The organism is Colwellia sp. 75C3 (assembly GCF_002836255.1).
Lineage (GTDB): Bacteria > Pseudomonadota > Gammaproteobacteria > Enterobacterales > Alteromonadaceae > Colwellia.
Window position 1 is genome coordinate 413,762 of the sequence record NZ_PJAU01000032.1, and the last position, 14,829, is coordinate 428,590.

Genomic DNA, 14,829 nt, shown 5'->3' on the forward strand with positions numbered 1-14,829 from the left:
TACCGGTTTCATGTTGTATGACCTACGTTGAGCTACTTAATCAAGGTTAATTTTTGAAAAACATCTGCTGTGATATAACCTAAATTCTTATTACCATTTACCGCTTTAATATCAACTGAGCCAATAAAGTGTTCGCGCTCTTTACTGCCATCGTTATCACAATAGGCCAGCATAAAACCGAGTTTTTTACCCAAAGATAATTTTACTGGTTGGGACTTTTTATTTTTCCTGTTTGTTTGACTCGGCGTTTTCAGAGAAAAACTATCGTCATAAACACGAATCGCCAATTCCCAAATAACTTTATTAGGGGATTTTTCACTGCGTCGCCATGAACTACTAATATGATCATTTAATAAAACAAAATTATCTGAGCCATCGGCATTTTTTTCGCCGATATCAACCGACTGGTTATCCAAGGCAACATGATAGGCAAAAGCATTATAGTTAAACTGATGATTACCACCTGAACCATCTTCATCAATAAATATTTCCAAGCAGTCATCATCCCAATAGAGATGACGTGGATCCGCATGTTGATCAAATAAAATATCATCGGTAATTTCCACTAATAAATATAACTGCGCTTCATCCCACATTATTTTAAAGCGTCCACTAAAATCTTCAGCACTAGGTTGTGTGCCCAAAATGAGTTTATCTATTGGCTGCCATGTAGCTAGCCGCCAACCCGCTTCATCGGCTAAGCCGTCAATCTGAATTTTTTCTGGTGATTTTACCGCTTCTAGTGCAGTAGCATTAAGTGCGACTAGCATTAATAATGTGCTGATGGTTTTAACATAGTTAGACATTGTTTACTTTCCTGGTGATTACTTTTTGCTGATTACTTGTGGTCATACTTTTCTGGTAAGTAATTGAGCAAGTTTATTTATTTCATTGGCCACTAACAAAAATGGCCGTTCACTATTTATCCCACTAACATCGGTTTCACTAAGCAAAGGCGCCTGCATTGCTGCAAATTGACTAGCAAGCAAATCTGGCGAAAAGAAATGACTTTCACGTTGAGCAATTCGCTTAGCTATAACGTCTTTATCTGCGATGAGGTAGAAAAAGTGGCAATGAAAACACAATTCTCTAAACAACTGTCGGTGTGCCGATTTCAAACCTGAATATGCCAATGCTACCGACTTACCTTGCTGATAAAGGCTGTTCAAATGAGTTAAAATAGCGGCTAACCAAGGTTTTCTCATCTCATCGGTTAATGGTTTATTTTCTGCCATATGCTTTTTGGCTTGGACACTATGAAAATCATCGGCATCAAGAAATATTATTGAAAGTTCATCAGCTAATTGCTTGGCTAAACTCGACTTTCCTGTGCCACTGACGCCCATAACAATAAATAGCCTTGGCGATGGCTGTACTGGTTTAATCATACTGCGCACCTTGATTAGCATGACTAACCTCACAGGTAAGCGGAACCCTCACTTGCAATTGGTACTGTTGCCCTGCTTGCAAATTCTCCAGTACATTACCTACTATGCCTTGTTTATCGAGAAGAATTTCTACGGCACTAACATCGCTGCTTTGTTCGATAGTAAAATCAATCATTGCTCGCCTAAATTGCCGTTGACCTGATAGGCGCTTGATAGCTGTTGGTAGTTTTGGCATTATCTGCAAGCCTCTTGCACAACCTTTCAAGCCACAAAGCTCTTCTACTAAACAACGGTATAACCAAGAAATTGTGCCCGTATTGAATAAGTGACTAGAGCGACCCGCTTGTTTGGGAAATTGATGATAGGCACCGCGATAATAATTTGGCACATAGATAGGTAATTGCCCCGTGACTTGTGCCGTTTCAAGTGACGGCAACATTTTATTGAGTAACTCAAAGGCAAGGTTGTTTTGCCCTGCTTGATAAAGCGCATAAATATAAAATATTGCCGCATGGTTATAAACAGAGCCATTTTCAGATACGCCTGGATGCTTTTGGGAAATTCGACCAATATCTTCCACCATACGGGTATAGCTTGGCGCCAGCATCATTACCCCTTGGGGCGTGGTTAACTGTTTCGAGATGGCCTTTATCATACCAAGTTGCTGATGTTCATTTGCCGCACCACTAAGCATGGCCCAACTTTGCGGGTTGAGAAATATCTTTCCTTCCTCATCTTTATTTGTGCCAAATACACGTCCTTCATCGGTAATTCCACGCGCAAACCACTCGCCATGCCAAAGGTGTTCATTAACCGCGGCATTTATTGCTTGGGCAGAAAATCGATATTCATCATACTTTTGCCGACTAATATTAATGTCGTACTCATCACAAAGATCGCACCAGGTCGTTATTGCGTAGGCGGTTGCTAACGATAACCAGCTAGAAACGCCTTTGCCTTGGTAACCCACCATATTCATCGGATCGCACCAATCGCCTTGTTCAATAAAGCTCAAACCACGATGATCGGTAGCATTAATAAGGTAATCCAAAGCTAACTCGATATGGCAAGCAAAAGATTGCGCTTCGGCTGAATCGGAAAAACTTATCATTTCACTGAGTAAACTGACATCAGCGGTTTCATTTAAATAAACCGACAGGCAAATAGGCAACCACACACCATGGTCCGCATGAGGTACTTGATTAATATATTTGAGCTCCGCTTCCGCGTGTAACAATACCCCTTCAGGCATTGCTCCACTAATGGCTTGCTGAGAGATAGCTAAGATATATGCTTGCCGAGTGATATCGCTATCAATAAAAGCCATGCCCATATTATCTTGGATATAATTACGCGTTTGAGGATCAGTGCTCAAGCGGTTCACATCGCCGTGATAAAACATTTGCCTTGGTAGCCAATGATTAACAAAATCATCAAAGCCTTTATTTACGGTACCATTGTCATTGCCACAGTCACTATTAATGGTTAAGCACGCTTTGCTTTGTGCTATGTAATCTCGATAGGACTTTTCCGCTTGACTACGTTGTTTATGGCCTAAATATTTTTCTTTGATTATTGCTATTTCAGCGTCATCTTTTGCCGGACCAAATAAAAATTGCAAGGTTTTACGTTCACTAGGAAATAACTGCTGTTGAAACTGCATTATCGCCACAGGAGTCTCATAACGCGCTTCAACATTTCCTAATAACTCATCCTTTAAAGCATCCGGCTGATGCAAACCGCCCTCTCCTTCAAACACTTTTTGATTTGCATGCCAAGCCGTAGGGCGGGCATCACTAAGGAAAAAAGTTTTATCTTTTAGCTGCTGATTTTTAAAATAATCTTCTACTTTTTGATAGGGTGTTACCGAATCAGCGACAATAGCATTTAACGTCTCGCTATAGGTTGCTGACTGATTCATCCACGACATATAACCAATGGTAAAATATGGGTAGATGCTAATATTTCTCACCGTTTCAGTTAGATTAAGCACGGAAAAGAACCAGCATTCAACTAAGTCATCTTTAGTTAAATTAACTTTAATGGTTATCTGCAGATCACTGTGCTCAATTGACCAAGTAATATCACTATTACCGAGTTCAAAAGAGAACTTATCCAATTCAACTCGCATGGGCTCATAAGGCAGAGAAATTATCTCACCACTGTCTTCATCTTTTAGGTAGAAAAACCGCCCTGGATGATGAGTAAAGTAACTATGCTCTGGCTGAATAAAGCTTTTAGCTTCCATGTTTGGCGCGTAAGAGTATTTAGCTGGCTCGGGTTGCATAAACTGTGCATTAACATAACCACGACAATTCACTTGCATGATCATGAACCGATTCCATAAAAATCCGGTCGCATTAGGTAATTTAGTAGGGCTTGTTAGCTTTATTTTACTACCACCATCAACAGCGTTATCTATTGAGATCAAAGGTAAGTTAGCTATAGGTAACTTTGGTATCCGTAATTTAGGCATTAACCGCTCCTGCTTGCTCATCAGCCGCATTAGGGTTTTCTTGCTTCGTTACTTTTTGCAGCGCTAACCCTTGCTGTGCTGAGGATTCCCGTGCTTGTAATTCACCTTGTAACTTTTTCAATTTCTCATCATCTAACGGATAAAAATAAATTAACGGTACAGCAATAGCAGCAAACAAGGCTGGAATTACAGTCATCAACAATACTATACCTTCTTGAGATGTACCCGTTTGCACCTGATTAGCAATGTAACCTAATGAAGCCAGCGTCCAGCCAATCATAGCCCCCGCCAAAGCGCCGCCGAGTTTTTGCGCAAACGCTGCAGCAGAAAATATCATTGCCGTTGCTCGTCTGCCTGTTCGCCACTCTGAAAAATCAGCGGTATCTGCATACATAGAAAAAACTAACGGCGATTTTGGCCCCAATGCTAAACCAATCATGATTTGTAAAAAAAACATCAAAGTGATGTTATCACTCGGCACAAAATAGAAAAGAACGGACAGTACCGCGACAAGTGTCATCAGTATCATTAACAAGCGACGTTTATCAATAAATTTGGTTAATAGTGGTGTAGACGCTGCGCCAATAGCTAAGGCAATCATGTAAGCCATGGCAAAACTGCCAATTAAATCTGGACGTTCAACATAATATTTAAAATAGAAAGTACCTGTACTGCCTCTTAATGAGATGGTCATCATGATGATCAGCGCTAAAACAAACAGTACTTTCCAAGGCTTATTTTGCACTAAGTCTTTTAAATCCTGCATCACGGGTGTTTTTTGATTGGCTGGTGGGGATATGCGCTCAGTGGTCGATAAAAAGGTAATAACAAAAAGTACTGCAGCAACTAAACCATAAGTAAGCATAGTAAGCTGCCAACCCAGAGCTTCATCACCCTGCCCTAAATAATTTACCAACTCAGGTGTCATATAAGCAACAAGACTACCACCTGAAAAAGCACCAATAAAACGGAAGCTGGTTAAGGTAGTTCTTTGCTGACTGTCCCCCGTAACCACACCGAGTAAGGCACCGTAAGGCACATTTATAAAGGTGTATGCCAACATCATAAAGATATAAGTGCCATAGGCCCAAATTAATTTATTGCCATCACTGACATCAGGCACGGTAAAAGTAAGTACCCCTGCGGCAATCATAGGAATAATACCCCAGAGTAGATAAGGCCTGAACTTACCAAATTTTGTTTTGGTTCTATCGGCAATTGCTCCCATCAAGGGATCAGAAAAAGCATCAATGAGTCGAGTCACTAACATCATGGTACCGACGGCAGCTGCTGATAAGCCAAACACATCGGTATAGAAGATAAAGAGGAATACATCAAAGACACGCCAGTAAAAATTTGAAGCGACATCGCCGCAGGCGTAACCCACTTTTTCACCTAAGCTCAGACCAGCATTAGGACCAGAACTAATACCCGAACTAATACCAGAATCAGGGCTTAAATTCTGTTGATGTTGTTTTATATTTTTTATCATTATTATGGCCTCCATCATTACTTAAAATTACATTTACATAAAGAAAACACAAAGCTAGTGATTACACTTTATTTAGCATACTCGATGAAAATGTAAGCGCTTACAAATATACTGGTATTTACATTATTATCAATAATATTTTTTGATAAACCAAGCGAACGCAAAGTAATCCTAAACTTAAACAACAACTTACAATATAAAATAAAAACGAAACACTGTGGGTTTATTGTACGTTTAGTGTATAAACTTTAATTTAAATTAAAATACTTATTGACCTGTTTTTATTATTAACTTACCTTTATGTAAGCGCTTACATAGTATTTTATTTACATCTTACTGAACAGAGTGGGTATCTTGTATTTTTTTTGTATCATCTTGTAAGCGCTTACACTAAACTGATAATTATAAAATGGTCCATGAGACTAAGGATGTAACATGATTCAGAAAACCTTCATCAAAACAAGAATTGCAACAAGTTTGTCATTGATACTAGGAATAACTGCGCTACCAGCACTATCAGCAGAAGAAGCCAACATCAACAAAGATGAACTGGAAGTAATTTCGGTTACCGGTATTCGCGGTAGTTTAGTTAAATCCATGGATATCAAACGTAATTCACACGGTGTTGTTGATGCTATATCAGCTGAAGACATGGGTAAATTTCCCGATACCAACTTAGCTGAATCATTACAACGTATCAGTGGTGTATCTATTGACCGTGATAATGGTGAAGGTAGTAAAGTAACTGTACGTGGTTTTGGCCCTGACTATAACTTAGTTACCTTAAACGGACGTCAAATGCCGTCATCAAATATCAACGATACCAGCGCGTCTGACTCTCGTTCTTTTGATTTTGGTAACTTAGCATCGGAAGGTATTAGTGCTGTTGAAGTTTATAAAACAGGTAGAGCGTCGGTAGCAACAGGTGGCATTGGTGCAACGATCAACCTTCGTACATTAAAACCACTTAATCTTGGTGGTCAACAAGCGTCTTTTGGTATTAAAGGTGTTCATGATACGTCAAGTACCGATGGTGATGCTTTAACGCCTGAGCTATCGGGTTTATATAGTAATACTTTTGCTGATAATACCTTTGGTGTCGCAATTACCGGTAGTTATCAAAACCGTCAAAGTGGCTCTGCCCGTGCAGGTGTTGACAATGGTTGGCGTCCACAAACAGGTGGCGAAGGTGATTGGGGTTCTGTCGGTGATGGGCCCACTCAAATTAATACTCCGGCTGATGGGGTAACTTACGCTGTTCCACATAATGTTTTATATGGCTTTAGTGAAGTAGAACGTACTCGTACCAATGGCCAATTAACACTTCAGTACCGCCCTGTTGAAAACCTTACTGCGACACTTGATTATACTTATTCAAAAAATGAACAAGAATTGAACCAAAACATATTCTCTGCCTGGATGAGCCTAAATTATGCCGGCGAACCTATGGGTTCAGAGTGGACAGATGCAAACGGTGAAAATGTTGCCGCTCCTTTATACATTCATGATGTTGATGGACCTTCCGATTTAGTAAGCCAAGTTGAACAAAGCGCTCAAGTAAACGAAAACAAATCGATTGGTATTAATTTGGAATACCTTGTTAACGATAACCTTTCTTTTAATCTTGATTATCACAGCTCAAGTGCAGAAGCTAAACCAGATAGCATTTACGGTAACAGTAATACTATTCAAGTCGCCACATGGAGCCGTGCTGAAACTAAAGTTGACTTTTCATCAAAATTCCCTGTTGTTGAAGTGGTCTACCCAAGTGGTACAACTGGTTTAACACCTGAAGGCGTAACCAATACGGGTACTAGTTTCAGAAACAGTTACATGATGTCAGAAATCGAGCAAATACAATTTGATGGTACCTATATTTTTGATACCGGCATTGTTGAAAGTATTGATTTTGGCATCGGCAATAACGTTGTAGATAACCGAAATGCCTTTGCAAATGCTGAACGCCCTAACTGGGGTGGCTCAGGTACTCCTGCAGATATTGACGACCAGATGTTATTAGACAGCCAAAGCACTATGATTGATCGTTTTGATAACATGCCTGGTGATAAAACTAACATGACCAATGAATTTTGGGCGATGGATTTTGTTACAATGGCTGATTCTATCGGTTCATTATATGGTGATCCAAATGATTCTCTTGCATGGCCATGTGGTACGCAAGTCTGTGCTCCATCTAACTACACCACTGATCGTCTGACCAAAGAAACAACCACCAGTGCCTTTGTTCAAGCTAATATGGCTTTAGAATTTGGTGAAATGCCAGTAGGTATTACGGTTGGTCTTCGTTATGAAAATACCGACATCGTCTCAAACACACTGTTACCTGCTATTGATTCAGTCTCTTGGGTTTCAGATAACGAATTTGCAAAAAATCTTAGCTCAGACTCTGTTTACTTTTCAGATACCGGTAGTTACGACTACTTTTTACCTAACATCGATTTTGATATCGAAGTTGTTGAAGACGTAATAGTTAGAGCTTCTTATAGTGAAACATTAACACGTGCTGGCTACGGTAACTTAACTGCTGGTGCAACAGTAGGCAACGTACGTACTAACGGCTTTGCCGATGGTAATCGCGGTAATACTGGTTTGTTACCGGTCGAATCAATCAACCTCGACTTATCAATTGAGTATTATTACGGCGAAGCAAGTTATGTCTCTTTGGGCCTTTTCCAAAAAGATGTTGATAACGTAATCGGATCTCAAGTGACTACAGAAAACTATCAACGTGCAGACGGTGCTGTAGTAACTCATCCTGCCTCTGGTAGTCGTTATGATGACGCGGTAGCAAATACAGGTAACAATATTGCAGATAATGGCCTACATCGTGAATATATAGAAGCTAACAACCCTACAGATCAATACATAATACCTGGTGTTGATGGTGGCGCTGCTACACAAATATTTGGTCACCCGACAGAAAATGATCAACTTGCCGTTGAATACTCTCAACCGGTAAACCAAGGTTCAAATAAAGTAAATGGTATCGAGGTAGCTGCCCAACATTTATTTGGTGAGTCTGGTTTTGGTGCGATTGTTAACTTTACTTTAGTTGACAGTGATGTTGACTATGACAACGCCTCTGAAGAAAATGCGGTAACACCTTTGTTAGGGGTCAGTGATTCTGCTAACTTTATTGCTTTCTATGATAAAGCTGGCTTCCAAGTTCGTTTCGCTTATAACTGGCGTGATGATTTCTTAACTGCTCTTCATGATGGACAAGGTTCTAACCCAGTTTATACTGAAGCCTACGGACAATTGGATGCAAATATAGGGTATGAATTCAATGAAAACTTAACTGTTTTCGCTGAAGCGATAAACCTTACGGATGAGACTACTCGTACTTATGGTCGCCATGTTCTAATGACTAAAAACATCCAGCAAACAGGTGCTCGTTACAATATTGGTATGCGCTATAAGTTCTAAATTAGTATGAGCTATATCAAGGAGTAATTGATTACTCTGGGTAAAAATGAGTAACCGTGAACTTTACGGTTACTCATTTTATTTAACGATACACTGATGAAAAATACAAATAAAAAGCACGTAAAACAATATTTTAAATGTAATTTAAAATTCGAAACTTTCAATAAAAAACAAGCTGTATTAAGATGATTTAAGTCACTTGATTGATATTAATAAAATATAAATTAGAATTTCAAAATAATTAATGAAGTATTATTATGAATAAAGTCGTAAAAAGTGTTGTTATCGTTGGTGGTGGGACCGCAGGTTGGTTAACTGCTGGTATTATTGCTGCTGAACATCAGGCAAATTCAGCACAAGGCATTGAATTAACATTAATTGAATCTCCTGACATTAAGCCTATCGGTGTAGGTGAAGGCACTTGGCCGACAATGCGTAATACCCTACAAACCATCGGTATCTCAGAAAAAGAATTTATCCGCTGCTGTGATGCCTCTTTTAAACAAGGCTCACAATTCATTGGCTGGGTTAATGGACAAAATAATGATAACTACTATCATCCATTTATTGCTCCTCAAGGGTTTGGCCAAACAAATGTTGCTGGGTATTGGCAGAAGAATGACCAACACACTCCTTTTGCACACGCAGTAAGCTTTCAACCTCATTTATGTGATCATGGTTGCGCGCCCAAACAAAAACAAACACCTGAATTTGCCGCTGTAGCTAATTATGGTTACCACTTAAATGCCGCTAAATTTGCTACTTTACTGCAACAACACTGTATAGATAATTTAGGCGTAAAACACATCGTTGACCATGTTGAACAAGTGAACGGCGCGATAGAAGGTAATATTGAAAGTGTCAGTACCCGCTGTCATAGTGACATTCCAGCTGATTTATTCATCGATTGCTCAGGCAGTAATGCTATTTTATTAAGCAAACATTACCAGATCCCATTTCTTAATAAAAAAGACATCTTATTTAACGATAGCGCTATTGCCGTGCAGGTTCCTTATAATACAGTCGATGCACCTATTGCCTCACACACCTTATCAACAGCCCAACAAGCTGGTTGGATTTGGGACATTGGCTTACCCACCAGAAGAGGGGTTGGTTATACCTATGCTAGCGATTATTTATCCGATGAAGCAGCAGAGCAAGCATTACGAGATTACCTAGCTAAAGAGTTAAGTGCCGCAAAAATAGCAGAACTTACTTTTAAAAAAATTGCTTTTACACCCGGGCATAGAGAAAAATTTTGGCATAAAAACTGTGTGGCTGTAGGTATGGCGGCAGGTTTTCTAGAACCCCTTGAAGCATCCGCGTTAGCCTTAGTCGAATTATCAGCAAAAATGATTGCCAAAGAACTACCTGCTAATCACAGCATAATGGCAATAACAGCCGAACGTTTTAATCAACGCTTTCATTATCGTTGGCAGCGTATTATTGAGTTTTTGAAGTTGCATTACGTATTAAGCCAACGCAGTGATAGTAAGTATTGGCTTGATAATCGCTTAGCCAAGACGATTCCTGCGCGTTTACAGCAGTTATTATCTTTATGGCAACATCAAGAGCCTACGTATAACGACTTTACCGAGATAGAAGAAATTTTTCCCGCGGCTAGCTATCAATATATTCTTTATGGCATGGGTTTTAATACCCAAACAAGAGCAACAACCAGGCGTTATGACAATTCACAAATTAGTAAAAAAAATATAGAAGAGAATCAACAACTGTGCCGAAAGTACTTGGCAGGTTTACCGAGTAATCGAGAATTAATCGATTATATATTACAGAATAAAGTGCAAAATAAAGTAAATAATTAGTGCGTTAAAGCCTAATTTCATCGCTAATTTTTATCACTAACCGTCGGAGTTTACATGGCTAATCACGTTTTATTAAATAACCTTGATCATCAGGATCTTAAAATCATTACCGACAAGTCTGAAGAATACGGTAATAACACTATGTATAGCGTTGTTTATCCGTTTGAATTTAGTAAGCTACAAGCCGATTACCCTATTTTCTTTCACAAAGATAATAACAGTAATACCTATACAGCTTTGGCGCTACTTGGCTTTGAAGAAAGAGAAAATCTTTTTTTAAGAGATGAACAATGGCACGCTAGCTACATTCCATTAATGATTGAAAGAGAGCCGTTCTTAATTGGACAGCAGTCCGTGGTAGAAAATGGTGAAACTGTAGAAAACACCGTTATTCATCTTGATTTAGACAACCCAAGAGTCAATAAAAATCAAGGTACAGATATTTTTCTTCCACATGGAGGAAACAGTGAATATATCAATAAAATAAGTTCAACACTAAAAGCTATTCATGAAAGTAAACCTTCAACCAAACATTTTATGGATACCATGATAGCCTTAGATTTATTTGAGTCTTTCAATTTAGATATTCAATTAACCAATGGCTCAAATAATCGTTTATCTGGCTTTTATACCATTAATGAAGATAAGTTAATGAACTTAAAAGGTGAAACACTAGAAGAACTCAATAAATCAGGCTTGCTTAAGTTGATTTATATGGTGATTGCATCCCATGAAAACATTAATGCTTTAATCCAACTTAAAGATAAGTTGGTATCGGTGTAAAGAAAAATAACCTTGTCGTTTAGGAGCAATAAATATTACTGACATATTTGCCAAGATGCCTAAAGTAAAAAATATATCGGCTTGTTCACCGTTAGACATTCCAGAGAGTGTACTAACGTCAAATAAGCCGGTTATTTTAACAGGCCTAGTTGATAGCTGGCCTGTTGTTAAAGCCGCTAAAGAATCTTCTGAACAAGCCTCACACTACCTTAATCAATATTATCAAGGTATGACGGTAGGTATGGGGGTAAGTGCACATGAGAATAACGGCCGCTTATTTTATAACGAAGATTTTTCAGACTTTAACTTTACTAAACAAGCGGCACAGTTTGATCAAGTGCTAGCGCAACTATTAGCATCACAGCACCTTAATAAATCCCCCTCTATCTATGTTGGTTCAACCCATGTCGATAAATTGTTGCCCGGCTTTCGACAAGAAAATGATTTAGCCGCTATCAGTCAATTTAAGCCGCTGGTGAGTTTATGGTTAGGCAATCAAAGTCGCATTGCTGCCCATCATGATACGCCAAGTAATATCGCCTGTTGTGTCGCGGGTAAAAGACGTTTCACCTTGTTTCCACCCGAGCAGTTATGTAATTTATATATAGGGCCCCTAGATCATACTCCCGCAGGTCAAGCCATTAGCTTAGTCGACTTCCATAAGCCTGACTTTGATAAGTTCCCAAAGTTTAAAGACGCCATTGAACAGGCAGTAGTCGCTGAATTAGAGCCTGGCGACGCATTATTTTTACCAAGTATGTGGTGGCATCATGTTGAAGGGTTAAGTCAATTTAACCTGCTAATAAATTACTGGTGGCAAACAACAAGTCCGCATATGGGTGCACCGATTGATGCAATGATGCATGCCCTGTTAAATATAAAGAGTCTGCCTGCTGACCAAAAAAAAGCATGGTTTGAAATGTTCAAACATTATGTATTTAACGACGACCCAAAGGCGCTATCTTACATTCCTGAGCAACATCTTGGTTCCCTAAACCCATTAAATGATAAGTCATCTCGACAAATTAGATCGATGCTACTGAACAAATTAAATCGATGAATGTAATATCAACTCAATCTTTTAGACACAATTTTATTGAAAAGGTCGTAGTCCCATGAATACAAATAAAGTAAAAAAAGTGGTAATTGCTGGCGGCGGAACGGCTGGTTGGATGGCAGCAGCGGCAATATCAAAATTATTAGGCAAAAACTTAGATATTACCTTAGTAGAGTCCGATGATATTGCCACTATAGGTGTTGGCGAAGCGACCATTCCCACGTTGCAATATTTTCACCAACTGCTCAATATTAATGAAGCTGAGTTTCTTAAAGAGACCCATGGCACCTTCAAGTTGGGCATAAGCTTTGAAGGATGGCGCGATGTTAATCAAGATTATTTACATGCTTTTGGCCTAACAGGAAAAGATTGTTGGGCGGCAGGATTTCAGCATTTTTGGACTAAAGGCAGACAACAAGGCATAGCCTCAGAATTTGGCGACTATTGTCTTGAAAAAGTTACTGCGTCAAATGAAAAATTTGCGCACCTACCGAACAATGGCCTTAATTATGCCTATCATATTGACGCAACACGTTATGGTCAATTCTTACGTAAGATGAGTGAAAAACACGGTACGAAGCGCATTGAAGGAAAAATAAACCAAGTTAATATTGATCAAAATTCTGGTGATATTAGCTCACTTACGCTTGAATCAGGTTTGGTTATCGAAGGCGATTTATTCTTAGATTGTACAGGCCAACGCGCTTTACTTATTGAAGGTGCATTACATACTGGTTTCGAAGACTGGTCGCACTGGTTACCTTGCGACTCAGCCATAGCAGTACAAACTAAATCGACTGAAGCAGCAAAACCCTATACTCGTTCTATTGCTCATGACTTTGGTTGGCAATGGCGTATTCCACTGCAAAATAGAGTGGGTAATGGCATGGTATTTTGCAGTAAATATGTCTCTGATGAAAAAGCCTTAGCCGTACTCGAAAGTAACTTAGTTGGCGAGAAAATCACCGAACCAAGAGTGATAAAATATCGTACAGGTACGCGACGAAAACATTGGAATAAGAACTGTATTGCGATTGGCCTATCAAGTGGCTTCTTAGAGCCGTTAGAATCAACCAGTATTCATCTTATTCAGCAATCTATCGTGCGATTGCTGAGAATGTTTCCACAAGATGGCATAAAACAAACGGATATTGATGAATTTAACCTGCAAACCAAATTTGATACGGCCACTACACGTGATTTTATCATTCTGCATTATAGTGTAACCAACAGAAACGACTCTGAGTTTTGGCGACACTGTCGTAATATGCCGATCCCTGAAGGGTTAGCACATAGAATTAAATTATTTAAAGAAACAGGCAGAGTATTTAGAAAAAACAATGAACTTTTTGACGATTCTTGGATGCAAGTAATGATTGGTCAAGGTTTGATCCCAGAGAGTTATCACCCCATTGTAGATAATATGAGTGATGATGAATTACAGCGTTTTCTGGACCATATTAAAACCAATGTTAATAATACTGTTAAACAATTACCGCCGCATAATGCTTTCATCGATAGATTTTGTAAGGCCCAATAGTGAAGAAAATAGTTGCTGGCTTTATTATTGCTCATTTCTGGTCATCAACTTGGTCAGCAACTACCTTTGCAGCCGATGTGCCATATCCATGGCCAAATAACGCATTAGCTGCTGTGAGTCTATCCTATGACGATGCGCTAAATAGTCAGCTTGATAATGCCATTCCTGCGCTTGATAAACATGGTTTCAAAGGTAGCTTCTATTTAACACTAACCTCCCCTGTTTTTAACACTCGAAAACTAGAATGGCAAAAAATAGCTAAACATGGTCATGAGCTAGGTAACCATACTATTCATCATGCATGCCGAAAGTCCCTGCCCAACCGAGGCTGGGTAGCGTCAGATAATAATTTAGATAATGTATCCGTATCGAAAATAGTGGCTGAAATAAAAACAGCCAATACTATTTTAAAGCAGCTAGACAACCAGAGTAAAAGAACATTTACTGTCCCTTGTACAGACAACTTAGCCAATGGAGCGGATTACCTTGAGGCGATAACCCCTTTATTTGTTGGTATTAAAAGTAAGGTGGGAACAACACCTAAAAGCATGGACGATGTTGATATTAAACGTGTTTCAGTTATTTCCGCAGAAAACCTCACTGGAAAACAATTAATCTCTTTGGTTAGAGAGGCTAGAAGCCATGGCACTATGGTGAACTTTACCTTTCATGGTATTGGCGGTGATCACCTTAGTATAAGCTCAAAAGCCCACAACGCGCTGCTGAGTTTCTTAGCAAAGAACAAAGCGGATTATTGGATTGATACCTTTCTCAATATCAGTTTACATATTACCCTTCAACAAGAGTAATGATTTAACCG

General features: G+C 39.1%; 10 protein-coding genes. 6 read left to right on the forward strand and 4 right to left on the reverse strand.

The window, feature by feature from the left end:
* Nucleotides 1-32 precede the first annotated feature (32 nt).
* The 4 genes from CXF85_RS03695 to CXF85_RS03710 are packed head-to-tail and all read right to left on the reverse strand — an operon-like array spanning nt 33 to nt 5,356.
* On the reverse strand, nt 33-806 hold the full coding sequence (locus CXF85_RS03695) for a sugar-binding protein (RefSeq protein WP_101227157.1): 774 nt from the start codon (nt 804-806) through the stop codon (nt 33-35).
* Between the two features lie 42 nt (nt 807-848).
* A complete protein-coding gene (locus CXF85_RS03700) occupies nt 849-1,388 on the reverse strand; it encodes a gluconokinase (RefSeq protein ID WP_232771061.1) in 540 nt (179 codons plus the stop codon).
* On the reverse strand, nt 1,381-3,864 hold the full coding sequence (locus CXF85_RS03705; RefSeq protein WP_101227158.1) for a GH36-type glycosyl hydrolase domain-containing protein: 2,484 nt from the start codon (nt 3,862-3,864) through the stop codon (nt 1,381-1,383). The genes CXF85_RS03700 and CXF85_RS03705 overlap by 8 nt, the downstream gene beginning before the upstream one ends.
* Nucleotides 3,857-5,356: an MFS transporter gene (locus CXF85_RS03710; protein WP_232771062.1), complete on the reverse strand. Its 1,500-nt coding sequence runs from the start codon at nt 5,354-5,356 to the stop codon at nt 3,857-3,859. Before CXF85_RS03710 ends, CXF85_RS03705 begins: the two co-directional genes overlap by 8 nt.
* Nucleotides 5,357-5,791: 435 nt before the next feature.
* On the opposite strand from CXF85_RS03710, the gene CXF85_RS03715 reads away from it, so the two are divergent.
* From CXF85_RS03715 to CXF85_RS03740, 6 genes are all read left to right on the forward strand, one after another.
* Nucleotides 5,792-8,803, forward strand: a complete 3,012-nt coding sequence (locus CXF85_RS03715) for a TonB-dependent receptor (RefSeq protein WP_101227159.1) — start codon at nt 5,792-5,794, stop codon at nt 8,801-8,803.
* A gap of 257 nt (nt 8,804-9,060) precedes the next feature.
* A complete protein-coding gene (locus tag CXF85_RS03720; protein WP_101227160.1) occupies nt 9,061-10,629 on the forward strand; it encodes a tryptophan halogenase family protein in 1,569 nt (522 codons plus the stop codon).
* Between the two features lie 54 nt (nt 10,630-10,683).
* On the forward strand, nt 10,684-11,412 hold the full coding sequence (locus tag CXF85_RS03725; RefSeq protein ID WP_101227161.1) for a SapC family protein: 729 nt from the start codon (nt 10,684-10,686) through the stop codon (nt 11,410-11,412).
* A 55-nt stretch (nt 11,413-11,467) separates the two neighbouring features.
* Entirely contained in the window at nt 11,468-12,472 is a 1,005-nt protein-coding gene (locus CXF85_RS03730; RefSeq protein WP_101227162.1) for a cupin-like domain-containing protein, read from the forward strand.
* Nucleotides 12,473-12,527: 55 nt separating this feature from the next.
* Entirely contained in the window at nt 12,528-14,009 is a 1,482-nt protein-coding gene (locus tag CXF85_RS03735) for a tryptophan halogenase family protein (RefSeq protein WP_101227163.1), read from the forward strand.
* Nucleotides 14,009-14,818: a polysaccharide deacetylase family protein gene (locus tag CXF85_RS03740; RefSeq protein ID WP_232771063.1), complete on the forward strand. Its 810-nt coding sequence runs from the start codon at nt 14,009-14,011 to the stop codon at nt 14,816-14,818. The genes CXF85_RS03735 and CXF85_RS03740 overlap by 1 nt, the downstream gene beginning before the upstream one ends.
* Nucleotides 14,819-14,829: the final 11 nt, after the last annotated feature.

What these genes read in the sequence shown, in the direction of transcription:
- CXF85_RS03695 (WP_101227157.1), bottom strand. Translation starts at nt 806, where the DNA reads ATGTCTAACTATGTTAAAACCATCAGCACATTATTAATGCTAGTCGCA.
- CXF85_RS03700 (WP_232771061.1), bottom strand. Translation starts at nt 1,388, where the DNA reads ATGATTAAACCAGTACAGCCATCGCCAAGGCTATTTATTGTTATGGGC.
- CXF85_RS03705 (WP_101227158.1), bottom strand. Translation starts at nt 3,864, where the DNA reads ATGCCTAAATTACGGATACCAAAGTTACCTATAGCTAACTTACCTTTG.
- CXF85_RS03710 (WP_232771062.1), bottom strand. Translation starts at nt 5,356, where the DNA reads ATGATAAAAAATATAAAACAACATCAACAGAATTTAAGCCCTGATTCT.
- CXF85_RS03715 (WP_101227159.1), top strand. Translation starts at nt 5,792, where the DNA reads ATGATTCAGAAAACCTTCATCAAAACAAGAATTGCAACAAGTTTGTCA.
- CXF85_RS03720 (WP_101227160.1), top strand. Translation starts at nt 9,061, where the DNA reads ATGAATAAAGTCGTAAAAAGTGTTGTTATCGTTGGTGGTGGGACCGCA.
- CXF85_RS03725 (WP_101227161.1), top strand. Translation starts at nt 10,684, where the DNA reads ATGGCTAATCACGTTTTATTAAATAACCTTGATCATCAGGATCTTAAA.
- CXF85_RS03730 (WP_101227162.1), top strand. Translation starts at nt 11,468, where the DNA reads ATGCCTAAAGTAAAAAATATATCGGCTTGTTCACCGTTAGACATTCCA.
- CXF85_RS03735 (WP_101227163.1), top strand. Translation starts at nt 12,528, where the DNA reads ATGAATACAAATAAAGTAAAAAAAGTGGTAATTGCTGGCGGCGGAACG.